General features: G+C 36.2%; 18 protein-coding genes. 15 read left to right on the forward strand and 3 right to left on the reverse strand.

The window, feature by feature from the left end; translation table 11 throughout:
- Positions 1-15 precede the first annotated feature (15 nt).
- The 15 genes from L0669_RS22230 (at position 16) to L0669_RS22300 (ending at position 22,684) form a co-directional block, all read left to right on the forward strand.
- Positions 16-1,476 carry a RagB/SusD family nutrient uptake outer membrane protein gene (locus L0669_RS22230; RefSeq protein ID WP_263760024.1) on the forward strand — a complete coding sequence of 487 codons (1,461 nt, stop codon included), beginning with the start codon at positions 16-18 and terminating at the stop codon, positions 1,474-1,476.
- A gap of 89 nt (positions 1,477-1,565) precedes the next feature.
- Positions 1,566-2,486, forward strand: coding sequence for a dihydrodipicolinate synthase family protein (locus L0669_RS22235; RefSeq protein ID WP_263760025.1), 921 nt, complete (start codon positions 1,566-1,568; stop codon positions 2,484-2,486).
- Between the two features lie 26 nt (positions 2,487-2,512).
- On the forward strand, positions 2,513-3,673 hold the full coding sequence (locus L0669_RS22240) for a galactose oxidase (RefSeq protein WP_263760026.1): 1,161 nt from the start codon (positions 2,513-2,515) through the stop codon (positions 3,671-3,673).
- A gap of 354 nt (positions 3,674-4,027) precedes the next feature.
- Positions 4,028-5,269, forward strand: coding sequence for an MFS transporter (locus L0669_RS22245; protein WP_263760027.1), 1,242 nt, complete (start codon positions 4,028-4,030; stop codon positions 5,267-5,269).
- 131 nt (positions 5,270-5,400) lie between these two features.
- Positions 5,401-7,491: a GDSL-type esterase/lipase family protein gene (locus L0669_RS22250; RefSeq protein ID WP_263760028.1), complete on the forward strand. Its 2,091-nt coding sequence runs from the start codon at positions 5,401-5,403 to the stop codon at positions 7,489-7,491.
- A gap of 274 nt (positions 7,492-7,765) precedes the next feature.
- Positions 7,766-8,977, forward strand: a complete 1,212-nt coding sequence (locus tag L0669_RS22255; protein ID WP_263760029.1) for an AGE family epimerase/isomerase — start codon at positions 7,766-7,768, stop codon at positions 8,975-8,977.
- A gap of 600 nt (positions 8,978-9,577) precedes the next feature.
- Positions 9,578-12,781 (forward strand): LamG-like jellyroll fold domain-containing protein, encoded by a 3,204-nt coding sequence (locus L0669_RS22260; protein ID WP_263760030.1) that lies wholly within the window; start codon positions 9,578-9,580, stop codon positions 12,779-12,781.
- 83 nt (positions 12,782-12,864) lie between these two features.
- Positions 12,865-14,004 carry an N-acetylglucosamine-6-phosphate deacetylase gene (gene nagA / locus L0669_RS22265; RefSeq protein ID WP_263760031.1) on the forward strand — a complete coding sequence of 380 codons (1,140 nt, stop codon included), beginning with the start codon at positions 12,865-12,867 and terminating at the stop codon, positions 14,002-14,004.
- 1 nt (position 14,005) lies between these two features.
- The gene (locus L0669_RS22270; RefSeq protein ID WP_263760032.1) at positions 14,006-14,914 is read left to right on the forward strand and encodes a DMT family transporter; all 909 of its coding nucleotides are present in this window, start codon (positions 14,006-14,008) and stop codon (positions 14,912-14,914) included.
- 30 nt (positions 14,915-14,944) lie between these two features.
- On the forward strand, positions 14,945-16,882 hold the full coding sequence (gene nagB / locus L0669_RS22275) for a glucosamine-6-phosphate deaminase (protein WP_263760033.1): 1,938 nt from the start codon (positions 14,945-14,947) through the stop codon (positions 16,880-16,882).
- Between the two features lie 233 nt (positions 16,883-17,115).
- A complete protein-coding gene (locus L0669_RS22280; RefSeq protein ID WP_263760034.1) occupies positions 17,116-18,354 on the forward strand; it encodes a hypothetical protein in 1,239 nt (412 codons plus the stop codon).
- A complete protein-coding gene (locus L0669_RS22285; protein WP_263760035.1) occupies positions 18,345-19,373 on the forward strand; it encodes a hypothetical protein in 1,029 nt (342 codons plus the stop codon). The genes L0669_RS22280 and L0669_RS22285 overlap by 10 nt, the downstream gene beginning before the upstream one ends.
- 163 nt (positions 19,374-19,536) lie before the next feature.
- The gene (locus L0669_RS22290; RefSeq protein ID WP_263760036.1) at positions 19,537-20,415 is read left to right on the forward strand and encodes a helix-turn-helix domain-containing protein; all 879 of its coding nucleotides are present in this window, start codon (positions 19,537-19,539) and stop codon (positions 20,413-20,415) included.
- Positions 20,416-20,487: 72 nt separating this feature from the next.
- A complete protein-coding gene (locus L0669_RS22295; RefSeq protein WP_263760037.1) occupies positions 20,488-21,315 on the forward strand; it encodes an NAD(P)H-binding protein in 828 nt (275 codons plus the stop codon).
- A 310-nt stretch (positions 21,316-21,625) separates the two neighbouring features.
- Positions 21,626-22,684, forward strand: coding sequence for a hypothetical protein (locus tag L0669_RS22300; protein WP_263760038.1), 1,059 nt, complete (start codon positions 21,626-21,628; stop codon positions 22,682-22,684).
- A 739-nt stretch (positions 22,685-23,423) separates the two neighbouring features.
- Here L0669_RS22300 and L0669_RS22305 read toward each other — a convergent pair.
- The 3 genes from L0669_RS22305 to L0669_RS22315 are packed head-to-tail and all read right to left on the reverse strand — an operon-like array spanning position 23,424 to position 25,530.
- Positions 23,424-24,680, reverse strand: a complete 1,257-nt coding sequence (locus tag L0669_RS22305) for an MFS transporter (protein ID WP_173969172.1) — start codon at positions 24,678-24,680, stop codon at positions 23,424-23,426.
- 19 nt (positions 24,681-24,699) lie between these two features.
- Entirely contained in the window at positions 24,700-24,927 is a 228-nt protein-coding gene (locus L0669_RS22310) for a hypothetical protein (protein WP_173969171.1), read from the reverse strand.
- A gap of 6 nt (positions 24,928-24,933) precedes the next feature.
- On the reverse strand, positions 24,934-25,530 hold the full coding sequence (locus L0669_RS22315; RefSeq protein WP_173969170.1) for a TetR/AcrR family transcriptional regulator: 597 nt from the start codon (positions 25,528-25,530) through the stop codon (positions 24,934-24,936).
- Between the last annotated feature and the right edge of the window lie 349 nt (positions 25,531-25,879).

The raw sequence follows: 25,879 nt of genomic DNA on the forward strand, positions 1-25,879 counted from the left end.
TTTAATACTAAAATCATGAAAAAGAAATTTCTTCTCTATACACTACTTTTCACTAGTCTTTCTCTATTCAATTCCTGTCAGGATGATTTAGAACTAACTTCTGATAGTATCATTACATCTGATAGTTTTTGGAAAACAGAAGATGATGCCAAAGCTGGCGTAAACGGAATGTATGTAAACTTTAGAATCCAGACACAACAAAATTATTACTTGTTGGGGGGAGCCAGAAGTGCCGAAATTACAGGAGGTGTTCAGTCGCCATTAACATTAGCCAATTATTACAATAACCTGCTTACGCCACAAAATATCGACGTAGACTGGGCTGGATTATATACCGTAATACATTCGGCAAACTTAGTTTTAAAGTATGTACCGCAAATTACTTTTAGTCCAACAACAGTAAACGAGCAAAAACGATACATTGCACAAGCCTATTCAATGCGTGCTTTATGCTATTTTATCATGGCGCGTTCGTGGGGAGGTGTTCCAATTGTAACAGATCCTACTGAAAATGCCAATCAGTCACAATACATTATTCCGCGTAATACAATTGAGGAAACATTTGCTTTCATCAAAAAAGATATTGATGCTGCAATTGCAAGTTTTCCGGATGCTACAAATAACAAAACACAACTAGCGCTTCCGTCAGTTTATGCTTTAAAAGCCGATGTAAATTTATGGACAGCAAAACAATTGGGCGGAGGAACAACAGATTTAAATACTGCTTTAGCTGCTATTGATGCCATCGGAACTCCAACTTTATTGCCTAATTTTAAAGATGTTTTTGCTTACGATAAAAAAGCAAATGCTGAGGTTGTATTTGCTGTTCGTTATTCTCTGGCAGATTTACCATCGAATTTAGCAGACAACTGGAATCAGTTTATGTTTGTAGGTCCAAGTGATTTTGCACCACTAACTTCTGCAACCGCAACTGCAACTTTTGGAACATTAGGAACTGGTGCCGGAAATGCAGGAATTTCAAGAGTTCAGCCTGATATTACACGATTTAACTTTGCAACTACAGATACCAGAAAAGCAGCTACTTATTTGACTTTATACAACGGAGCAGTTCCTGTAGTAACAGGTTTGGTAAAATACAACGGAACTGTAGACGGAACATTAAGACGTTTTGTAAGTGATATTATCATTTACCGTTGGGCAGATATTTTATTGATGAAAGCAGAAATCAAAAATGCTTTAGGGCAAGATCCAAGTACAGAAATGAATTTGGTAATGAAAAGAGCAGATCCTTCGGCTTCGTTTACAAATGATTCTCCGGCAAACAATGATAATGTGATTTTAAATGAACGTTTGAAAGAATTGGCTTTTGAAGGAAAAGCATGGTGGGATTTAGTTCGTTTTAATAAAACAAATTTAGTTCCGTCGATGACTGCGGGCAAACAAGTTTTGTTTCCGATTTCTCAAAACACGATCAACTTTAATCCAAAAATTGTTCAAAATCCGCTTAGTAAATAAGATTAAAATTATAGTTTAAAATTAGACTGGGAACATAAAAATTCTCAGTCTAATTCAACAAAACACACAAACAACAAAAAAACATACTCATGAAAATTGAACATTTACAAGGTCTGATTTCTGCTCCCTTTACTCCTTTTGACAGTAACGGAAAATTAGACGTAAGCTTGATTCCGCCTTACTATGCATTTCTAAAAAGAAACGGAATCACAGGTGCTTTTATTAACGGATCAACCGGCGAAGGAGTTTCTATTACATTAGAAGAGAAAAAAGCCGTAGCACAAGCCTGGGCAGATTGTTCGAACCACGATGCCGATTTTAAAGTAATGGTTTTCCTTGGTGGAACTTGCCTTTCAGATTGTATCGATTTGGCGAAACACGCTTACGAAATTGGTTTGTATGCCGTTTCTCTAACCGGAGCTTTTTATTTCAAACCAAACAATGTAGATACACTTGCTGAAATCTGTATTAAAGTGGGAGAAAGCGTTCCAAATATGCCTTTCTATTATTACCATATTCCGGTATTAACAGGCGTAAACGTTGCCATGTATGATTTAGTAAGAGCATTAGACGGAAAACTTCCAAATTTTGCCGGAGTGAAATATACGCACGAAGATTTTATGGATTTTCAAAGTTGTATGAGCTACGAAAACGGAAAATTTGATATGCTTTGGGGACGTGACGAAAACATGTTATCAGCCTTAGTTCTTGGTGCAAAAGGTGCTGTTGGAAGTACGTTTAATTATGCCGCTCCATTGTATTATGATTTAATTAACGCATTTAATAATAATGATTTGGTTAAAGCGCGTCAGCTTCAGCAAAAATCAATTGACATGATTCGTTTTTTAGGCAAATATGGAGGAATCTCTGTTGGTAAAGCGTATATGAAATTGGTCGGTCATGATTTAGGCGAATTCAGATTACCGGTTAAAAACATGAGTGCAGAGCAATTTGAATTATTCAAAAAAGACGTTGCAGGTTTAAATTTTGATGCTTTCAAATCCAAATAAATCCGTTCGTTTTTAAAACAAACCCTATGAATAAGTCTTTTTCTTCCTTAATCCTTACTATTTTAATTATGTCTACAACAGTTGGTTTTTCGCAAAAAACAAAGATTACAAATGTCGAATGGAAAAAAGCAGCGCAATTGCAAAATGCTGACGGAAATCTTTCTTTAGGATTTGCAGGTCCAATAAACGGAATTAGCAATAATGTTTTGATTGTTGCCGGAGGAGCTAATTTTCAGGATAAAATGCCTTGGGAAGGAGGAAAAAAACATTATTCGAATGAAATTCATGTTTTAGAAAAAGCAGGCGATAATTTTCTTTGGAACAAAAAAGCAATACATAGATTACCGGAACCAATTGCCTATCCGGGAAATGTAAACACAAATTCAGGAATCGTTTACGTAGGCGGAGAAAATGAAAAAGGACTTTCGAATAAAGCTAATCTCTTAAATTGGAATGCTGATAAAAATGAAGTTGAAACAAAATCATTACCCAATTTCCCAATAGTAATTACCAATATTGCGCTTACACATTTACAGAATATAATTTATGCTATTGGTGGAGACGAAGCAAAACAATCTTCAGATTTAGTTTTTAGTCTTGATTTGAATGCCGAAAAACCAGAATGGAAGTTGTTGACCAAATTGCCTTTCGCTTTAGCGAATTCAGTTTCGGTAATTCAAAATGAAAAGATTTATGTTATTGGAGGAAGAACTAAAACGTCAACTGGAATTAGTGATTTGCACAACACAACTTTGGCTTTCGATCTAAAAAAACAAACCTGGGAAACCAAAGCCAATATCTCTGACGGAAAACAAACCACCAACTTTTCTGCCGGAGCCGGAGTTGCCATTGGTACTGAATATATTTTAATTCTTGGCGGAGATAACGGCACTACTTTTCATAAAATCGAAACCTATTTATCTCAAATTGCAAGCGCAACTTCTGAAGAAGAAAAAGCAAAACTTATCGCCGAAAAAAACATATTAAATACAACACACAAAGGTTTTTACAACAACATTTTACTATACAACACACACACCAATAAATGGTCAAAAATTGGCGAATTGCCTTTTCTTGCTCATGTTACCACAACCGCAACGATCTGGAATGATAAAATCGTTTTATCGAATGGAGAAATAAAACCCGGAATCCGTACTCCTGACGTAATGTTGGGAACTATTAAATAATTAATTCAACCGTTTACTAAACCTGACAGGTTTTAAAAACCTGTCAGGTTTAACAAAAATCAAAATAAATCTGCCGAATCTGCGAGAAAAAAATTAAACACTAATTGCACGAATTATCACGAATTAAAATCATTATAATCTTTATCCCGATAGCTATCGGGAGTGGCAAAAAAATTTAAACACATAGAAAAATAGGTTCAAAATCAAAGTAAAGGTGATTCTAAAAAAAACACATTTTTTTTCACATAGCGCTATGAGTTTTATTTCAAGTGAAACGCCTTTTCAAGCTATAAAAACTATGTCTCTATGTGTTTAAAAAAATAACCGATTAAACAAAAATAAGCATATCAAAATATGAAAAACTCTAAATATTATCCCTGGTTAGTCGTTGCGTTACTCTGGATTGTAGCGTTGCTCAACTATATGGACAGACAAATGCTGGCGACCATGAGACCATCAATGGAAGCCGACATTCCAGAACTGGTTTCGGGCGAAAACTTCGGGCGTTTAATGGCCATTTTCCTTTGGATTTATGCTTTAATGAGTCCCGTTTCCGGAATTATCGCCGACAAATTAAACCGAAAATGGTTAATTATTGGTAGTTTGTTTGTTTGGTCAGCCGTAACTTATGCAATGGGATATGCTACAACATTCAGCCAAATTTACTGGTTAAGAGCCGTTATGGGAGTGAGTGAAGCTTTGTATATTCCGGCTGGATTATCTTTAATCGCTGATTATCATCAGCAAAAAACAAGATCGCTGGCCATTGGTATTCACATGACAGGACTTTATGTAGGATCTGCTTTAGGAGGTTTTGGCGCTACAATTGCTGCAAAATTTTCATGGCATACTACTTTTCATCATTTTGGTATTGTGGGTATTGTCTATTCAATCATTTTGGTTTTCTTTTTATACGAGAAAAAAGTATCAACCAAAGTATTTGATCCTGAATTTAATAAAACCCACGAAAAAGATTCCCTTTTCAAAGGCCTGGCGCTATTGTTTACCAATATTTCATTTTGGGTGATTTTATTTTATTTCGCCATTATCAGTTTACCGGGTTGGGCAACAAAAAACTGGCTTCCTACCCTATTCTCGGACAACTTAAATATCTCAATGGATCAAGCCGGGCCTATAGCCACTATTACAATTTCAGTTTCATCTTTAATAGGCGTTATTTTCGGAGGAATTTTATCCGACAAATGGGTTCAAAAAAACATTAAAGGCCGTGTCTATACCAGCGCCATCGGACTAAGTTTAACCATTCCTGCCCTAATGCTGATTGGTTTTGGACATTCCTTATTTCACGTCGTTGGAGCTGTTTTATGTTTTGGTATCGGCTACGGAATGTTCGATGCGAATAATATGCCTATCATTTGTCAGTTTGTTTCATCAAAACATCGGGCAACCGCTTATGGCGTCCTCAATATGACAGGAGTTGGCTGTGGAGCGTTGGTCACATCATTACTCGGAAAATCAGCAGATTCAGGAACTTTAGGTTTTGGTTTTGCTTTAATGGCGGGAGTTGTCTTGCTTGCTTTACTCGTTCAGATTAGTTTTCTGCGTCCAAAAGTCAATGATTTTGCCGATGATTAAGATATAAAGTTCATTCCCCTTTTTACAATTTAAGAGTTAGTTGTTTTTTGGTTTTTCAATAAGCCCGGGCGGAGCTATGCGTTCTGCCCAGCTTATAATCGCCACATTTTTAATAATAGTTCTAAGAAAAAATGAGAACAAAAAATCGAAATGTTTTTATAATAATCCTGCTTCTTTCCCTGATTTTTAATCTTGAAATGAAAGCGCAAACAAAAATTGCTTGTATTGGAGATTCGGTTACGGCGGGTTATCTTTTGAATAATCCTTCAACAGAATCTTATCCTTCACAACTTCAGGTTTTGATGGGCAATCAATATGAAGTCAAAAATTTTGGACATAGCGGAGCAACACTTTTAAAGAAAGGAAGTACGCCTTATTTTAAAACCGAAAAATGTGCCGAAGCCATCGCTTATCGTCCGGATATTGCGATTATTCATTTGGGATTAAACGATACAGATCCCAGAAACTGGCCCAATTATAAAGAAGATTTTGATGCCGATTATTCGTGGCTAATAGACACTTTGAAAAAGCAGAATCCGAAAGTTAAAATCTACATCTGCAAAATGACGCCGATATTCAATGAACATACGCGTTTTAAATCGGGAACAAGCGATTGGTTTTGGCAAATTCAGGAACATATTTCGGCAATTGCAAAGGCGAATAATGTTGGTTTAATTGATCTTCACGAAAAATTATACGATCGTCCTGATCTTTTTCCGGATGCTTTACATCCCACAAAAGAAGGCGCAACTATTCTTGCACAGACGGTTTACAGCAATATTACACAAGATTTTGGTGGATTAAAATTGTCTCCCATTTTTAGTGATAATATGGTGCTTCAAAGAAATCAACCCATTGTAATTTATGGGACTTCAAATGGCGGAGACAAAATCGAAGTCACTTTCAATAATCACAAAGAAACTGCCATTACAAACGAATTCGGAAAATGGAAAGCAATTTTTCCAGCAATGAAATCAGGCGGAACACGTCAAATTACAATTTCAACAAAAGAAAAAAGTATCGTTCTAAAAAATATTCTGATTGGAGATGTTTGGTTTTGCTCCGGACAATCGAATATGGCATTTCCACTTCAGAAATCAGAAAACGGAATCGATAAGGTTAAAAAAGCGATCAAAAACGCCAATCTTCGTTTATTCAATTTTGAAGCCATTGCTGAAACCGATGAAAAAGCCTGGGATTCTATTACTTTAGAAAAAACGAATCGATTACAATTCTTCTCCGGAAAATGGAAAATAAGCGATTCTATAAGTGCCTCAGCTTTTTCGGCAATAGCCTATTATTTCGGAGAAAATATTGCTCGTGAAGAAAATGTTCCAATCGGTTTAATACAAGTTGCCGTTGGCGGATCACCCATAGAATCCTGGATCGATCGCTATACTTTAGAACATGATGATAAAGTTGTTGATGTATTAACCAACTGGCGAAAATCAGATTTTATGATGCCGTGGGTAAGATCGCGTGCCGATGAAAACTTAAAAAATGCCAAAAATCCAAAACAACGACATCCTTACGAACCAAGTTATAATTATGAAGCCGGAGTAACTCATTTTACCGATTTCCCTATAAAAGGAATTATTTGGTATCAGGGCGAAAGTAACGCGCATAACATCGAATTATACGAACATTTAATGCCAGTATTGGTGCAAAGCTGGCGCAAAGCCTGGGGAACTTCCCTACCGTTTTATTATGTTCAATTGTCAGGAACAGATCGTCCAACCTGGCCGTCCTTTAGAGATGCACAAACCAAAATCCAGAAAAATATCGCCAATAGCGGCATGGCGATTAGTATGGATTATGGTGATGCTACAAATGTTCATCCTATTCAAAAAAAGCAGGTTGGAGATCGTCTGGCGCTTTTAGCCTTAAAATATACTTACGGAAAAAACATAATCGCAAACGGACCATCGCCAGAAAAAGCAATACAAAAAAGAGATCAAATTCTAATTTCTTTTTCGAATGCAAAACAATTATCGACAGCCAATAAAAAAGAACTAACAGGTTTTGAATTGGTAACCGAAAAAGGAACAAGAATCGAAACAAAGGCAACAATCCTAAAAGATGAGGTTTCCATTCTTATTCCAAAAGACGAGAAAATCAAAACCGTTTTATATGCCTGGAAACCGTACACAACAGCAAATCTGGTTAATGAAGCGAATTTGCCGTGTTCGACTTTTCAAATGGATTTAAGTAATAAAAATTAAAACACAGATTTCACGAATTAGCACTAATTAAAATCTTAAAAATCATTTTTCTTGAATTGCCTCCAGCTTCAGCTGGAGATTGAAAAATGTACAACAAATATGGCTTTAGCCAAAAACAATGCGGTGAATTTTGGCTAAAGCCAATCTCTACTTCATTTTAATACTACAGCTGAAGCTGTAGCCTATGCAACAATAAAAAGACATGATCTGCTTACAAAAAAATAAGAAATCAACACTTAGCCAATATAAAAACTAAGTCAAAAACATATAAAAAATGAGTTATTCAAATACTGATCTAATACAATTAAAAGATTTTTATCAGCACCAATTATTACAGGATACCGTTCCTTTTTGGTTTCCGCAATCTATAGACAACGTTCACGGCGGTTATTTATTAATGCGTGATCAAAATGGAAATTTAATCGACGATGATAAATCGGTTTGGTTTCAAGGAAGAACGGCCTGGTTGTTATCGACACTTTATAATACAATTGAGCCAAAACAAGAATGGCTGGACGGAGCTAAATCCGGAATTGACTTCATAAATCAGCATTGTTTTGATACTGACGGAAGAATGTTTTTTCACGTAACCCGCAACGGAAATCCGATTCGTAAACGTCGCTATTATTTCTCTGAAACCTTTGCAACTATTGCGATGAGCGCTTACGCGAAAGCTAGCGGAGACGAAATAATTGCAGAACAAGCACGCCATTTATTTGGAGAATGCATCAAATATTCGAGCACGCCGGGATTATTAGAACCCAAATACACCAATGAACGCCCGTCGAAAGGAATTGGCTCTCCGATGATCATGATCAATACAGCGCAACAAGTGAGAGAAACAATCGGAGATCCGCGTTGCGAGGAGTGGATTACCAAATGGATTGCCGAAATCGAACGTGATTTTGTAAAAGACGACATCAAATGTGTAATGGAACAAGTGACTCCAAATGGCGATATTATTGATCATATCGATGGAAGAACATTAAATCCGGGTCATGCCATTGAAGGCGCATGGTTCATATTACACGAAGCAAAATACAGAAATAATGATCCGCATTTAATTGCATTGGGTTGCAAAATGCTGGATTATATGTGGGAACGCGGTTGGGATAAAGAACATGGCGGAATTTTATATTTCTGCGATGTCTACGGAAAACCTGTTCAGGAATATTGGCAGGATATGAAATTCTGGTGGCCACATAACGAAGTGATTATCGCAACACTATTGGCTTACACCATGACCGGAAACGAAAAATATGCAAAATGGCATAAAATGATTCATGATTATGCGTATAGTAAATTTCACGATAAAGAAAACGGAGAATGGTTTGGGTACCTGCACAGAGACGGAAGCGTGGCACAAACTGCAAAAGGAAATTTGTACAAAGGGCCTTTTCATTTACCGCGACAAGAATGGTATTGCACACAAATATTAAACGAATATCTTGAGAAAACAGTCAAACATGAAAATCAAAGTTTGTAAAACGTTGTGCCATTAGGCACAAAATATCGGTAGAAAAAATAGATTCAGATTGGATGTGCCGTTAGGCACAACAGGTTGGTAAAAAACAAAAATAGCCACAACAACCAGCGTGCCGTAGGTACGCAACAAAACGTATCCTTGCGTACCTACGGCACGCTATGGAATCTTTAATCTAATTTTTTCTACCAACCTGTTGTACCTAACGGCACAATAAATGACATAATGCTGTGAGAAAATCATAATCGATATTTTGAGTTTTTTGAAACAATATATCGGTAAAAAAATCAGATTGTTTGGGATGTATTGTTACGCACAAAAGGTAGATAGAAAAAATTTTGTTCAATTTATGTATTGTGCCGTTAGGCACAACAGGTTGGTAAAAAACAAAAAATGTCCACAACAACCAGCGTGCCATAGGTACGCAACAAAACGTATTCTTGCGTACCTACGGCACGCTATGGAATCTTTAATCTAATTTTTTCTACCAACCTGTTGTACCTAACGGCACAATATTACATGTTATCATAAAACTTGTGTTCCATCAAGTCGTTCGTTATTAAACCTTATGCTTATTAACCAATTTTAACCAAAATAAAAACTATGAAAAATTTATTACGCTTATTTTGTTCGTGTTTTATGTCTTTATATGGTATGAATATACAGGCACAAAGTGGTAAGGTTTTGAACCTCGATGGAATTTCAACTTTTATGACGGTCGCAGATCATCCTGATTTAGACTTCGGCGCAAGCCAAAACAAAACAATCACCTGTTGGATAAAAACAACGACTTCTACAGGAACTCCCAGAATATTTGCGAAACGAAACGGAGCTTCAGGAAACGGTTACGAATTTTGGACAGGAAACGGAACCAATGCCGGAAAATTTGCCATGAACATGAGCGGAACCGGAACTCCAAACAATATTAGTACGGCAGGATATTCGGCTAATTCTATTGCCGACGGAACCTGGCATCATATCGCTTTGGTTATAGATGCGTCGAGTAATCGCACGATGTACGGTTATATCGATGGCGTTTTGACCAATACCGGAAAAACATTTACATCGGTCACTTCTGATTTTTCGAATGCTTTAAATTTTGTTATTGGAGCAACTTCTGATGCTTCAAACAGTTATAAATGGGCAGGACAAATTGATAATGTTCGGGTTTGGAATAAAGCTATGACAGCAACTGAATTACAAACCGATATGACCGCCGTTGTCAATGCTCCAACAACTGATCTTCTGGCAGCTTGGAATTTCGAAAACATAAGCGGTACTTCAGTTCCTGATGTTTCGGGTAATAACCATCCCGGTACTTTGATTGGATCGCCAACAACTTCGAATGCTTTCCCGATGATTTTATCTTTAGATGGAATTAATGATTATATGTCTGTAGCAAATCATGCCGATTTTAATATCGCAGCGGGTCAAAGTTTAACGATTACCTGCAAAATTAAAACCTCAGATTTTGGAAAACGCATTTTAAGCAAACGTCCAAATGGTGCAGGAATTGGATATGAATTTATCAATAATACTTCGGCTGGCGGAGGGCAATTTGGCGTTAATTTAACCACAAGCGCCGGAGCTGCGGGACCTCCATACGGAACATCCAATATCGCAAATAACATTTGGCATCATTTGGCTATGGTTGTGGATGTTGCTTCAACAAGCTGTAAAATTTATGTTGATGGCGTTTTACAACAAACCAAAACAACAACCAATATTGGCGGAACCAATACGGTTTCAAACACCGGGGATTTATTATTTGGAACACTCAGCAATTTTGCTTCTTATATGAATGCACAATTAGACGACATTCGTTTTTGGAATAAAGCCATCACTGCCGCAGAAATCGTAAACGATAAAACAGCTATTGTAAATGGTCCACAAACCAACTTAATCGCGGCTTGGGATTTCGAAAATATAAGCGATACAACTGTTCCGGATATTTCAGGAAACAATCATCCGGGAACTTTAAATAACGGAGCGATGGTAATTGCGCAAACCAACGAAATGCAGATTAATTCGGTTTCATTAATTCAAACCGAATTACCAACCGGAATTGGAGATACCAATCAACGCATTATTGCCGTAAAAGCTTCTGTAAGCGGCACAATAAATCCGCTTACTGTTAGTGCTTTAAAATTTACAATGTCAGGAACTACGAATGTTTCTGATGTTACGAATATCAAAATTTACTCCAGCGGAAGTGCAGCAATTTTCAATTTAGCTACCGCCACTTTGTTTGGAAACGTTTCTCCGTCGAGCGGAAATTTAGTTGTAAACGGATCAAAAGTATTAGTAAACGGAGATAATTATTTCTGGATTACGTATGATATTTCGGCTACAGCCAATGAAGGAAATTTACTCGATGCGACTTGCGAATCTATTATTGCTAATGGCATTACTTATACTACAACCTCTAATACCGTTTCTGGAAATCGCGTTATTTTATTAGCGAATACACTCTTGTTTACACCCGGAGATGCAGGTTCTGCAAGTTATCGTATTCCGGCGATTATTACCGCTGCCGATGGTTCATTGGTAACGGTAACAGATAAAAGATGGAACGGCGCCGGAGATCTATCTGCCAAAATAGATCCTGTAGTTCGTCGCAGTACAGATAACGGAAAAACATGGTCTGCTCCTATCGTTATTGCCAATTTTGGTGCTTCAACCGGAGCGGGCGATGCAGCTTTGGTTTTGGATAAAACTACTGGTGAATTATTATGTTTGGTTTCTGCTGAAAAAGGCTTTTTTGCTTCTACAAATTCGGCTCCAGCCAAAGTTTTAGTGATTCATAGTACAGATAATGGCATAACATGGGGAACTCCGGTTGACATTACAAATCAGATTTACGGACCAAATCCGGGTTGGAAAGGTTTATTTGTAGCTTCGGGAAGAGCGCATCAATTGCGTGACGGAAAAATTGTGGCCGCGATTGCTGTTCGCGAAAATGTTTCAGGAACAGAACGCATCAGCAATTATATGATTACAAGTGCTGATCACGGAATCACCTGGACAGCATCGACCGGAAGAGCAGAAATTGACGGAGACGAAGCCAAAGTTGTAGAATTAAACAACGGCAATATTATGATGAGTATACGTAATCCGGGAACGCGTCGTTTTAATGTTTCGACAGACAAAGGTGCGACTTGGGGAACGGCTTACAATCAAGCGAGTATTACGGATCCCAATTGCGATGGCGATTTTATTCGCTATACTTCTACCCTTGACGGTTATGATAAAAACAGATTATTGCATTCAATCCCATTTGCGGGAAGCCGAAAAAACGTAAGCGTACAATTGAGTACAGATGAAGGAACAACCTGGGGAGCACCAAAAACTATTTTCGCAGGAGCTTCGGCTTATTCAAGTTTAACGATTTTGCCTGATGGCACGATTGGTATTTATTATGAGAACGGAGAAAGTTCGACTTATCAAATGTATTTTGTTCGTTTTAGTTTAAATTGGTTAACGAATGGTGCAGACACATTTGTAGCGGCTAATAATCCTTCATTAAGCAAAAAAACAGCAGAAAATAGTGTAGAATCGGTTTCAAAATTTGATGTTTTAGTTGAACCTAATCCAACCAACGATATTTTTAATATCAGATTTAATAATGCAAAAGGCGATATAACAGTCAAAATAGTGGATGTTTCAGGAACAGTAATTCAAAAAACAATGCTTAGTAATTTCGAAACAAGCAAAACTTTTTCGCTGGGAAATAAAACAAGTGGCATATACATTTTACAAATTAGTGATTCAGACACCACTCTTAGCCGTAAAATAATTAAAAAATAAAAAGAGAAAAAAAGCCATCGGCTATAGTAATTTTGTAGAATCGGATCTATTCCGGTTCTACAAAATCAAAAACAAATTAAAAAATGAAACAAGCGATTATCAATACAACCGTGCATACAGGTGATGAAATTATTACCAACGGAGTCATTATTATCGAAAACGGAACTATTCTTTCTGTACGAAAAGAAATTCCACAAGATATAGAAACAATCGATTTAAAAGGAAATCATATTGCGGCGGGCTTTATTGATATTCAGATCAATGGCGGAGAAAGGCTTTATTTTAGTCAAACTCCTACCGAAGAAACCATTCAGGATATTTATGATGCGAGTTTGAAATACGGGACAACTCATGTGCTTCCGTGTTTGATTTCGTCTTCGCATGAAACGATTCTTCAGGGAATTGAAGCGGTTCGTAATTACATGAAAAAACATGATAATGGCGTAATCGGAATGCATTTGGAAGGTCCTTTTTTGAATCCGTTAAAACGTGGCGCGCATAGTATTGATCAGGTTCGTAAACCAACGAATGAAGAGCTTGAAGAAATTATCAGACTTGGAAAAGATGTTATTAAAGTCATCACGATTGCACCGGAATGTTTTACAGAAGAACAATTGAATATGTTGATTGAAAGTGGAATCGTAATCTCAATTGGACATTCGACTGTAACGCACAAAGAAGCTCAGGTTTATTTTTCGAAAGGCATAAAACTCGTTACACATTTATTTAATGCGATGACACAATTCGGACATCGCGAACCGGGTTTGGTTGGAGCCACTTTTGAAAACGAAAATGTTTATGCTCCTGTTATTTTAGATGGTGCGCATTGTGATTATGCTGCTGCAAAAGTGGCGTATAAACTAAAGCAAGACAAATTCTTTCTGATTAGTGATGCTACCTTTTTAGGCCGAAAAGTAGCCAATTTTAAATGGGATAACTTCGACGCGCATCTTGACAATGGTTTTTACAGAAATGACGATGGCAATTTGGCCGGAGCCACAATTTCGATGTTAGAAGCGGTTCAAAATGCTTACAATCATTTAGAAGTTTCGGCAGATGAAGCGATCAAAATGGCGACTTCGCGCGTGGCAAGTGCGATTGGTTTAGAAGACCAATTCGGAAAAATAAAAGCTGGTTTTCCGGCAAGTTTTGTTCAGTTTAATGATGATTTATCTGAAATAGCAACTTTGAATTTTTCTACATCATCAATTTCTATTTCATAAAATGATGAAAGAAAAAATGCTCCCGATTACTACTAAAATCAAAGAATTTAAAATCATTATTGCCGGAATATTGTTCGCTTTTTTATGGGCGTCGGCTTCAACAGCGACCAAAATTGGTTTACATGCTGCACAGCCTTTTGTGATTTCTATTTTCAGATTTATAATAGCCGGAAGCATTATGCTTATTCTTTCACATATTATAATGGCAAAACGATTGCCGCAAAAAAAAGAATGGATACAAATCAGTATTTATGGTTTGTTCAACATTACTTTTTATTTGGGATTGTATGTCGTTGCCATGCAAAAAGTATCTGCTGGCTTGGGAAGTCTGGCTGTGGCCACTAATCCTGTTTTTATTGTTTTGATCTCGGCTGTTTGGTTATCGCATAAAATCAAATTCAAAAACATTCTTAGTCTTATTCTTTGTTTTATTGGTGTATTTCTAGCGGCATATCCTTTATTACAAAGCAGTTTTGCGACCCCCGGCGGGATACTTATTTTAGTTACCAGCATGATTGCCTATTCTTTAGGAACAATTTATTACTCTAAACAAAACTGGAACGGATTGCACATTTTAACCATAAATGGGTGGCAAACTATTATTGGCGCTGTGTTTCTGCTTCCGGTTTTATTTATAACCTATAAATCTGAAAAAAATATTTTTAATAGCGATTTTTGGTTTTCGACCTCATGGCTGGCAATTGCGGTTTCTATTGGCGCCGTTCAGTTTTGGCTGTATTTACTCAAAATTAATCCTATCAAAGCTTCGTATTGGCTTTTTCTGTGTCCGATTTTCGGGTTTTTAATTGCCTATTTTATGGTAGATGAACCGCTTACTTTATATACGCTTTTTGGAGTTGTATTCGTCATCATCGGATTGTACACTACTCTTTCTTCTCATAAAAAATAAAAATAATTTAACCAAATAAAATTAATAAAAATGGAAACTGAATTAGAAACCAAACCTGATATCAGCTATAAAAGTGCGGGAAAATTTGAAGAAACTCGATTTGAGAAAATCCATAATGAAATCTTCAAGAATTCAGCTGAAGCTTCTGTAATTGTAGCGCAGGAAATTGCGCAATTAATTAGATCTAAACAAGAAAAAGGAAAATCTTGTGTATTAGGTTTAGCAACAGGTTCTTCTCCTATAAAAGTTTACGAAGAATTAGTGAGAATGCACAAAGAAGAAGGCTTGAGCTTTAGCAATGTAATTACTTTTAATCTGGATGAATATTATCCGATGAGCAAAGAGAACAATCAGAGCTATTATTATTTCATGCACCAGCATCTTTTTAATCATATTGACATTAAACCAGAGAACGTGAATGTTCCAGATGGAACTATTGCCATAGAGGAACTGAACCAATATTGTGTTGATTATGAATTGAAAATAAAAAACGCTGGAGGTCTAGATTTTCAATTATTAGGAATTGGCCGTACAGGTCACGTAGGTTTCAACGAACCGGGATCACACGTTAATTCAGGAACCAGAATTATTACACTGGATCATATTACAAGAGTAGATGCTTCATCAGACTTTAATGGTATCGACAACGTTCCTAAAAGAGCGATCACGATGGGAGTTTCTACCATTTTGAGATCAAAGAGAATTGTACTTATGGCCTGGGGGCAAAACAAAGCCGATATCATCAAGAGAACCATTCAGGGAGATATCAGTTCAGAAGTTCCGGCTACATTTTTACAAAACCATGCGAATGCGACTTTCGTATTAGACCAGTCTGCAGCATCTGAGTTAACCCGTTTTAAAACGCCTTGGTTGGTAGGAGAATGCATCTGGACACAGGAATTAAAAAGCAAAGCGATTGTTTGGTTGTGCCAAAAAACAAAACAAGCGATATTAAAATTAACAGACAGAGATTACAACAATAACGGAATGTCTGATCTTTTGGCGCAAGAAGGTTCTGCTTATGATTTGAACATCAATATGTTCAACGTATTGCAGCATACCATCACAGGATGGCCAGGTGGAAAACCCAATACCGACGATTCTCATCGTCCGGAAAGAGCCAATCCGGCAAAAAAACGAGTGATTCTTTTTAGTCCACATCCTGATGATGATGTGATTTCTATGGGAGGAACTTTTTCAAAATTGATAAAACAAGGTCACGATGTACACGTAGTATATCAAACCTCCGGAAATATAGCCGTTACAGATGACGAAGCCTTAAAATTTGCTGAGGTTGCCAAAGATTTCATTGGTGAAGCAGGAAGTGGCATCAACTTCAAATCTGTAATTGAATTTTTAAACCATAAATCAGAAAACGAAATTGATTCTCTTGAAGTTCGAAAATTAAAAGGATTGATTCGTAGAAGAGAATCTTATGCAGCCACAAGATACATTGGTTTAAAAGATGAAAATACACACTTTTTAGATCTTCCGTTTTATGAAACAGGACAGGTAAAAAAGAATCCTTTGGGACCTGAAGATATTGCGATTGTAAAAGATATCATTGCTAAAATAAAACCGCATCAGGTTTTTGCAGCAGGAGATTTGGCAGATCCACACGGAACACACGAAGTTTGTCTGAACGCGATTTTTGCAGCCTTAAAAGAATTAAAACCAGAGAAATACATGGATGATTGCTGGTTGTGGTTGTACAGAGGAGCATGGCACGAATGGGACATCCATGAAATTGATATGGCCGTTCCGCTTTCTCCATCAGAAGTACTACTTAAACGTCATGCGATTTTATACCATCAATCTCAAAAAGACCGAGTAATGTTTCAAGGAAACGATTCTCGAGAATTCTGGGTGAGAGCCGAAGACCGTAACAAAAATACCGCAATTCTATACGATGATTTAGGATTGGCAGAATACGAAGCAATCGAAGCTTTTAAACGTTTTGATTATTAATCAAAACCTAAACATTTTTGATCAGATTCTAAAGTGTATGTTCTCATTCGAAATTATCTTCGTTTTTGATAACAAATTAAGAATCAATACGTTTTTATAATAACAAAAATCTAAAAAAACCTACTCATACAACAAATTAAAATAGCAATTTTCTTTCAATATCATTGTTTTTAATAATGATATTGATAGTTTTGCGCTTTGAAAATTAAACCCCAAATTTAACCTACAAACCTATGAAAAAAACCATTTCTTATTTATTGCCCTTTGCCCTTTTCGCAAGCATACTGGTCGGTTGCAGCGATGACGATTCAAAAGGAGACGATTACAATGCGAATTATTTGCCAAGCATTGATGCTTCGAATTTACCTGCCGGGAATCAACCCATGACAATGTTCGAAGATGATGAAAATTCATCAAAAATGTATGATAATAAAGACCGTTGGTTTCGTGTAAATCAGCCGATGCAAATCCTTCAAAAAGGAAAAGATTCGGTACAAATTTCTCTTTATTCTCCGGTTGGACTTACAGATGTAAAAGTTTACGCAAAACTAGCCAACTACGACAAACGATTTTTAGTATATCAATTCTCAAAAGTTCCGGCTTTTCATCGTTCTTTTCACCAACTTCCTTTAGTTGAAGGAAAACATGATTACCAGTTAGAAAACGGAAAAACAGTTACGATTGATAAAATCGACGGATTTTCTTCGGGAGCAATTCAATTTTCTGTAGAATCTTCAGATCCTTTATTTGCAAAATTCAAGAAAATTAAATCGGCTCGTTTGGTACAATTCAGCACGCAGTATCACCTTAATAATCCTGCTGATGATCCTAATAAATATTTACCAATGAATCCTGTTTTGGCAAAAGAGGCGATTACAATGATTATCAACTTCTCGTATGCGATCAGTCATCCTTTGTATTACGACACTTTTATGAATTTTGACCGATACAAAAGAGAACAGGCTGCAGCAGCAGGAACTGAAGTAAATGGGGCATTAAACTGGCACGGAAATGCTGACGATGTAGACGGCGTTTACGATTATTTGACTAAAGCTCAAATCGAACAAGCATATAATACTTATATTGATAGCCGTACACTGAATATGGCCATGGTTGGCGGAGGTTCTGCCTGGGGCGGTGGCGCATTAGCTTCTCAATGGGAATCTGGTTATGTAACCGGACACTGGGTTGGCGAAATGTCGGTTTGGTCTCACGAATATTCACATCATAGTGGCTACAGCCATAGTAGTAATTTAGCCAATAGCGGTCAGGGTGGTGGCCAGCAGGAAATGTTAACCGATTTTTATAAATACCTGATTTCTTTAAATGATCTTCCGTTTATCGATCCTGATATCTTAAAAGGATACACGAAAACAAAATATTTATCGGGAGCTTATAAAAAACCTGTCTTTAAAATTAATCCTAAAAACCCGTTTTTAGTAAAATATAAAGGAGAAGGAAAATGGAACTAACCTACAAAACTATCATGAACAAAATACCGTTTTTACTACTATTACTTTGCCTTTTTACCAATTGCAGCAAAGATTCAAATGGCGATGATGCCACTACTTATAACTATTTTTACCCTACTGATGAAGCCTCGATTACTGCGGCTCAGATTGGGAATGGTACAGGAACTTTAGATCCAAAAGGAATTGCGATTGCCAACGAAAAATTATATGTGGCAAATGGTAATGTACTTGAGGTTTTTAACGCTGTAACTTTGGCACACATTAAAACAATTACAGAATATAAAAAAGGAACGACTACAATTCCTTTAACCGAAATTACCTCGGTTGCTGTTGATAATGGCCGAATCTATATTGGAAGCCGTGAGTCAAGACTTTTTGTTATGGATGAAAATACCAACGCGGGAATCAGCACGGTTGGAAACGGTCAATGGTGGAATACTTTTGTACACGTTTTTGGAGTTGTGGTAAAAGACGGATTGATTTTCGTAAAAGAAAAAGAGACTTCTATTAAGGTTTTTGAAACTTCTCAAATCACCGAAACCAGTAATTGGGATTTAAAACCAATCGCCAAACTTAATACATTAAACGGTTTTGATCAGGTATATTCGCTTGATGTAGAAGCAGGAAACCTTGTTGTTGCCGGAAGAGATGCCAAAAGCTATTTGTATTACAACATTGCTTATATTAAGGCCAATGCAGCTGCTTCTCTTACTGAGCCTTTAAAACCTACAACTTCAACTTTTAATGCAAAACCTATTGCGGTTAGTTTTAGCAAGGATTGGGCGATTGCATCAGAAAACTCAGGAAGTGTAAATAATTTAGTATTGTATCCTAAAGCTGAATTTATGAATCGTACTTATAATGCAAGCGTAAATGTTTCTGATGTTTTAGGAAAAAATGCTTTTGGGAGCATTGTTGGTGTAGCGCAACTTAACGATCGTTTGTTTTTATCAGACAATACCAATAAAAAAATCAGAGTGCTGAAACTGAATAAATCAGTAATCGAAGAACAGAATTAAAAAATTCCAATTTTTTAAAATTCAAAATTCCAAAAAATCTCAAATTCCTTCATTGGAATTTGGGATTTTTTTATTTTGGAGTTTTACTTTTATAGATTGGAATTTGAAATTAAAATAAATCGTAACTTTTCATGCTTTTTTTAGACCAACAATAAAAAAATCCATGACAACCGATATCATCGAATTAAATGATTTTATTGTTTTAATCGAACAATCTAATACCGATAAAGCATTTGTTCAGCAATGCGAAATCGACGGCGATGCTGTGGGATTTGCGTTTTATGGTTCGGGCAATGTTGAACTGGAAATTAAACACAATGAACAAACCAAGTATTTAATGAATACGACAGGTTTGGCAATTTGTTTTTTTGGAAATCAAAAAGTAGCGTTCTCGCATAAAATCGAGCCCGATAAGCCTTTGCAATCGATCAGTATTTTTACAAAACCCAAACATCTTCATGCTTTGCCTCAAGCCGAAAAAGAGATTTTCGAAAACTATCTTCCGAAATTACTACATCCTAAAGAGCATTTTGTAAAAGGGCCTTCTTTTTATATGACTCTGGATATGCAACTGGCCGTTCAAAAAATCTTCAATACCACTTATACAGGCAATACGAGATTGTTATTTTTGAGGAGTCAGGTCAATGAACTTCTGTCCCATTTTTATGCGCTTTTAGCGACTGGTACCAAAATTGACTTTTCGGAAATAGACAAAAATAAATTGTATAAAGCGAAAGAAATTGTCACGAACAGTTATTCGAAACCACCTTCGATTACGCAGTTATCTCAAATGGTAGGCCTGAACAGTAACAAACTCAAAAAGAATTTTAAAGAGCTTTTTGGTATTCCGGTTTTTAAATTTGTTCAGGAAGAACGATTGCATAAAGCTTATGAATTACTCCGCGAAAGCGAAAAAACAGTACAAGAATCGGCTTGGGAAGTTGGGTACGAAAGTTTAAGTTCGTTCTCGAATGCATTTCATAAAAAATTCGGAATGCGCCCTAATGATGTTCGGCAACAATTCCTTTCAGACAAATCATAATTCTTTTACGACAAATGATTCTTTTTTAGTCTCCACATCTTTGTATCAGTAATCATTTAAAAAAATACTGATATGAAAAATACAAAAATTTTAGTCCTGGGTTCCAACGGAAAAACAGGACGCAGAGTGGTTGAAAGATTAGAAAAAATCGAGAATGTCGAAATTCGTTTAGGTTCGCGAAACGAGAAAATTCCTTTTGATTGGGAAAAGCCCGAAACCTGGGAAAAAGTTCTTCAGGATATCGATGCGGTTTATATTACTTTTCAACCCGATTTGGCCATTCCATCTGCAGTAGATATTATTCAAAATTTTACTCTTCTTGCCACAAAAACAGGTGTTCAGAAAATAGTTTTATTGTCCGGAAGAGGCGAAAAAGAAGCGCAGGTTTGCGAAGAAATCGTAAAAACAAATGCTAAAAACTGGACAATTGTTCGTGCAAGCTGGTTCAATCAAAACTTTAGCGAAAGCATATTTCTGGATCCTGTTTTGTCCGGAATCGTTGCGTTGCCAAGAGCCGAAGCGCTCGAGCCTTTTGTAGATGCTGATGATATTGCAGATGTGGTTACAGCTTCACTTTTAGACGAAAAACACAACGGACAAACTTATGAATTAACAGGTCCGAGATTATTAACGTTCGAACAAATCGTAAACGAAATCGCGAATGCTTCTGGCAGAAATATCACTTTTCAAGCATTATCTCTAAATGAATATGTTCAAATGTTACGAGAATATGAGATTCCGGAAGATTTTATCTGGCTGGTAAATTATCTTTTCGAGCAGGTTTTAGATGGCAGAAATTCAAATATCACTTCTGATGTCGAAAAAGTTTTGGGCAGAAAAGCTAAAGATTTTTCCGCTTACGCGAAAGAAACAGCGGAGACCGGAATCTGGGATATTTGAGATGTTGTGCTTTTTAAGAAACACTTTGTCGATTGTACGCGGATGATACGGATTCGCTAAAGCGAAAACGCGGATTTGTACGGATTTTTTTTATCCACACTCTTTGTCATCCTGAGCGAAGTCGAAGGATCACACTCGTAAATCGACAAAGATTGGCGACTTTCTTTGAGGAATTTTTTATTTGAATTCCCTCTAAAAAAACGTTCAAAATTTTTATTTTAATACAAGAAAAAACCAGCATAAAAACCCACAATTCCCTTTTAAATTTCTAATTTTAGAGAATAGATTTTCAATACATTTTAGAAACCTTATGCTCAAAAAATATAGCGCGTTGATTGTGTTTATTGCAATCGAAATTGGTATTGCATTAATCAGTTTAAATATTCATATTCAGGATAATTCGACTTTATTATCGGTCTTCACAGCTTTGTTTTTGATTGTAACACCGGCATTATATTATATCACAAATAAAAAACAAACCGAATTTACGTTTTGGTTTGTTTTTTATTCTGTTTTCAAGATTACTCCTTATGTATTCGAAATGGAAAACAACTTTTTTCAAGTCGTTTTTCAATGGAAGATTTATTTCAACATTGCATTCCTGATTTTCTTAGTTTGGAAAGCTTTTCAATTTGTTCGGAATTTCAGAAAAGCAGTAAAACAAAAAGATAATATCGAACTAGACGATTATGCTATTATTTCAGGTTCTTTAAAAAAATCGATCAAGTTTAAAAAGCTGGCCAAAATGATCGCTTTTGAAGTTTGTTCTTTCTACTATTGTTTCATAAAATGGACTGGAAACAAAAACAATAAAAGTGGTTTTTCCGGCTATCGCGAAAGTGGTGTCAGCGCCATTTATATTGGTTTAATGTTGGCTTCGGTTTTTGAAGCTATTGCATTGCATGCGTACTTAATTTCCCGCAACAAAACGATTGCCATTATTATCCTGATACTTCACGTTTATTTGCTAATTAATCTGATTGGGCATTTGAAGGCGATTTATTTCAGAAGCCATCTTGTTTTATCTCAAAAAATCATCATTCGCTACGGACTTTTTGATACTTTAGAAATTCCTTTTGATTCTATTAAAACCCTTCAAAAATTTGAAGGTGATTATGACAAAAGCAATGATCTAGTAAAATTTGCTCTATTAGGAAAATTAGAACCTCATAATATTTCGATTGAATTAAAAGAAAGCATTCCTGTCAATTTACCTTTTGGAATCAAAAAAGAACCGAAAAGAATATTGCTTTATATTGATGATGTTGCTGATTTTCTTAAAACTGTTACTGGCAAAATGGCAGAAGCGAGAGACTTTGATTCTGTGTCTTTAGAACTAGAGGGTACTGAACCTGTTTTTGTTGTTTAGTTATTTAGGGACGGGAAATCTTTATATGTTTAGGATGGATTAATCCCGAAGCTTCGGGACATCCCTACAATATATTTCGTTCCTCTGGAACTCTATCAAATAACCTCATTTTTGTCATTTCGACGGAGGAGAAATCTCCGTGAGAAGCTCGACAAAGATTGGCTTATTGGAACGGAGTTACTTGCGGAGATTTACTTCGTCTATTCGCTATCGCTCGGGTCTCATTCTTCGAAATGACAAACTTTGCGCTAAAAACTTTGTCAAAGTTTCAAACTTTGACAAAGTTCTCATATAAGATCCACCTATTTTTGTCATTTCGACGAAGGAGAAATCACACTCGTAAATCGACAAAGATTGGTGACTTTCTTTGCGGAATTTCTGGTGTGATTTCTCCTCCGTCGAAATGACAAACTTTGTACTGAAAACTTTGTCAAAGTTCGAAACTTTGACAAAGTTAGCCCCACAAACTACACAAAAATATTCTTATGAAAATGATTGCTCTAGCCCCGATAGAAGTGGAAATCCTTTTATTTTTTTCCTTTAAAAAAATAAAAGATTGGAACGAATAGCGGGATTAGCTCCTAAAAAAAAATTACAGAAATAAAAATGACAAACTTTGCGCTAAAAACTTTGTCAAAGTTTGAAACTTTGACAAAGTGCTACACACAAGAATTGTAAAATAATCTAAAAAAAAAGACTGCCTTTTCAGACAGTCTTTTATTCTTAAAATAAGAATGTATTATAATTCTAGTTCTTTGGCTGCAGCTTCTTTTGACTTTACCAATTGATTTACTCTCCAAATTAAAAATATAGATAGCAGTGTAATTACAGCAATAACATATCCCAAAATATCGTAGTTTTCTAGAGGAGCTGATTTTGTTTTTTGATGTACAATATATCCTGCAAAAACGGCTCCGATACCTCCTGCGATTTGTTGTAATGAAGACGAAATCGACATATAAGCGCCTCGGTCTTTCATTGCGGGAATTGCAGTATTTAAGGTAGTTGCCGGAATCATTCGGCTCATGATTCCCATAAACAAGATCATGTTGATTACTACGATTTCCCATAGTGGAATGGGATTTAGGTTCGTATAAATTAAGATCATGACAATAGAAAGTATAGAACCTGAGGCAAACAATTTAAACTTGCTTACTTTATCACTCAATTTACCTACTAATGGCATGATAAACAAAACCGAAAGTCCGGTAAAGAAAAATACCATTGGTAACTCAAGCTGGCTAATGTGAATGTTGTTGACCAAAAATGCGCTTCCAAAAGGTTGTAACATAAATCCGCCTATCGAAAGAAATGCAATAGAGGCAAAACCAATTTGGTATTGTTTATTGCTCAAAGTATGCCAAAGATGTAAAAAAGGACTTTTGTCTAATTGCAATTCTAAGTGTTTATTAATGGCCTGCATTTGCGTTATAATGGCAATGAGAATTAATACTCCTAAACCTGCTATCATTAAAAAAGACGAATGCCATCCCCAATTATTGGCGCAATACAAACCAATTGGAATTCCTAAAATCTGACTTGTAGCATAGGCCATTTGTATAAATCCCATAACGCGGCCTCTTTGGTGAATGACAAATAAATCGGTTACGATGGCTAATGAAACTGAACCAATTACACCGCCAAAAAGTCCAGTAACGATTCGGGCCAAAAGCAAAGTCATATAACTTGTAGATAGTGCGCAAAAAACGGTACCGATGATAAATCCTGTATAAAAGAAAATTAAAAGTTTTTTTCGGTCGAATTTGTCTGCAAAACCCGCTGCGAGTAAGCCCGAAATTCCGGCGCTAAAGGCATAAGCTGAAACGGCAAAACCAAAATTTGCTGTAGTCATATCAAGGGTTTTCATTAATATATCTCCTAGTGGAGAAATAACCATAAAATCGAGAATTACGGTAAATTGCAAAAGTGCAAGTATGGTAATAATGATAATTTGGTGTGAAGTAAATTTGGGGCTTTCCCCTGGTGTTTTTTCCATATAAACTGGTTATTTTTTATTAATTTAATTCCTGGCATTCGTGACCAAACTGGTTGATCATGCCAATGATTGTTTCGGGTTTTAATGCCCCGGAAACGACACGTAATACACAATCGACATCTTCGTGATCGATGCTCCATTGCTGAATGTCCTGATGCTCGTCTAGCGTTTTGCGAAGCGGGCAATTGGGTTCTACAGTGGTAATATTGGTTTTAAAAACGTGTATGGTGTTTAAATCTGTATCCATAATTTTTCATGGTTTTAGCGCTTTTATGGTTCGGCTAAAAGCTTCTTTCATAATTTCTTTGGTAAGCGTGAATGGCTTCCCTCCCATACTCTTACCCTCAGTATGCAAGTTCAACAGCGTGTATAATGGCCCGTAGGCAACAGCCCAAAAGGCTTCAAATGTCATAGGAACGAGTTCGTTGTTACGAAGCCCGTTATCGATAAACTCCTTCATGATCATTCTAAAATCTGCAAACTCCTGAATAGAATCTAAAATAACTTCTGAATGGGGCGAATGTTTGACGATTTCAAAAAAAGCAACTTCCTTCGGGTATTTCATGGTAAACGCCGCGCGGTTTTCCCATTGCTTCCATAATCCTTCTTCAAACGACATTTTTGGGGAAAAATCTTTTACCGTACCGGTAAAAAATTTAAGGGCAATTACTGCCCCTATTTTTTGTATTAAATCATCTTTGTCTTTATAGTATATATATAAGGTTCCAACCGAAATTGAACAGGCTTTTGCCAATTTATTCATGCTGAAACCCTGAAATCCGTCTTGTACGATTTGATCGATGGCAGTCGCAATTACCAGTTTTTCTTTATCAACATCACGTATTCTCATGGCATTTTTTTGACAAAGATAAAACAATAAATGAATGAACATTCTTTTATTAATTATTTTTTTTTAAATTTATTTTAAGCAGTAAACCGACAGGTTTTTAAGGCCTGTCGGGTTTGAAATATGATTTCTAATCTTGGTGTGAAAAAAACATAGCAAACGGTTTTAACCGTTTGGATGCAATATATTTTAGGGATATGGTATTATGATTCGTTTCCTGTGGTTGAAACCACAGGTTATGTTTGAAAATATGATGAGTTAGAATTTTAGCAAATTATATCGCTAAAATTTTTCAATGTGGCCAATCTTTGTCGAGTTTCTAGTGTGATCCTTCGTTCCTCAGGATGACAAA

The sequence above is a fragment of the Flavobacterium bizetiae genome (assembly GCF_024271895.1).
In the GTDB taxonomy this organism is placed as follows: Bacteria; Bacteroidota; Bacteroidia; order Flavobacteriales; family Flavobacteriaceae; genus Flavobacterium; species Flavobacterium bizetiae.

What these genes read in the sequence shown, in the direction of transcription:
- L0669_RS22230 (WP_263760024.1), top strand. Translation starts at nt 16, where the DNA reads ATGAAAAAGAAATTTCTTCTCTATACACTACTTTTCACTAGTCTTTCT.
- L0669_RS22235 (WP_263760025.1), top strand. Translation starts at nt 1,566, where the DNA reads ATGAAAATTGAACATTTACAAGGTCTGATTTCTGCTCCCTTTACTCCT.
- L0669_RS22240 (WP_263760026.1), top strand. Translation starts at nt 2,513, where the DNA reads ATGAATAAGTCTTTTTCTTCCTTAATCCTTACTATTTTAATTATGTCT.
- L0669_RS22245 (WP_263760027.1), top strand. Translation starts at nt 4,028, where the DNA reads ATGAAAAACTCTAAATATTATCCCTGGTTAGTCGTTGCGTTACTCTGG.
- L0669_RS22250 (WP_263760028.1), top strand. Translation starts at nt 5,401, where the DNA reads ATGAGAACAAAAAATCGAAATGTTTTTATAATAATCCTGCTTCTTTCC.
- L0669_RS22255 (WP_263760029.1), top strand. Translation starts at nt 7,766, where the DNA reads ATGAGTTATTCAAATACTGATCTAATACAATTAAAAGATTTTTATCAG.
- L0669_RS22260 (WP_263760030.1), top strand. Translation starts at nt 9,578, where the DNA reads ATGAAAAATTTATTACGCTTATTTTGTTCGTGTTTTATGTCTTTATAT.
- nagA (WP_263760031.1), top strand. Translation starts at nt 12,865, where the DNA reads ATGAAACAAGCGATTATCAATACAACCGTGCATACAGGTGATGAAATT.
- L0669_RS22270 (WP_263760032.1), top strand. Translation starts at nt 14,006, where the DNA reads ATGATGAAAGAAAAAATGCTCCCGATTACTACTAAAATCAAAGAATTT.
- nagB (WP_263760033.1), top strand. Translation starts at nt 14,945, where the DNA reads ATGGAAACTGAATTAGAAACCAAACCTGATATCAGCTATAAAAGTGCG.
- L0669_RS22280 (WP_263760034.1), top strand. Translation starts at nt 17,116, where the DNA reads ATGAAAAAAACCATTTCTTATTTATTGCCCTTTGCCCTTTTCGCAAGC.
- L0669_RS22285 (WP_263760035.1), top strand. Translation starts at nt 18,345, where the DNA reads ATGGAACTAACCTACAAAACTATCATGAACAAAATACCGTTTTTACTA.
- L0669_RS22290 (WP_263760036.1), top strand. Translation starts at nt 19,537, where the DNA reads ATGACAACCGATATCATCGAATTAAATGATTTTATTGTTTTAATCGAA.
- L0669_RS22295 (WP_263760037.1), top strand. Translation starts at nt 20,488, where the DNA reads ATGAAAAATACAAAAATTTTAGTCCTGGGTTCCAACGGAAAAACAGGA.
- L0669_RS22300 (WP_263760038.1), top strand. Translation starts at nt 21,626, where the DNA reads ATGCTCAAAAAATATAGCGCGTTGATTGTGTTTATTGCAATCGAAATT.
- L0669_RS22305 (WP_173969172.1), bottom strand. Translation starts at nt 24,680, where the DNA reads ATGGAAAAAACACCAGGGGAAAGCCCCAAATTTACTTCACACCAAATT.
- L0669_RS22310 (WP_173969171.1), bottom strand. Translation starts at nt 24,927, where the DNA reads ATGGATACAGATTTAAACACCATACACGTTTTTAAAACCAATATTACC.
- L0669_RS22315 (WP_173969170.1), bottom strand. Translation starts at nt 25,530, where the DNA reads ATGAGAATACGTGATGTTGATAAAGAAAAACTGGTAATTGCGACTGCC.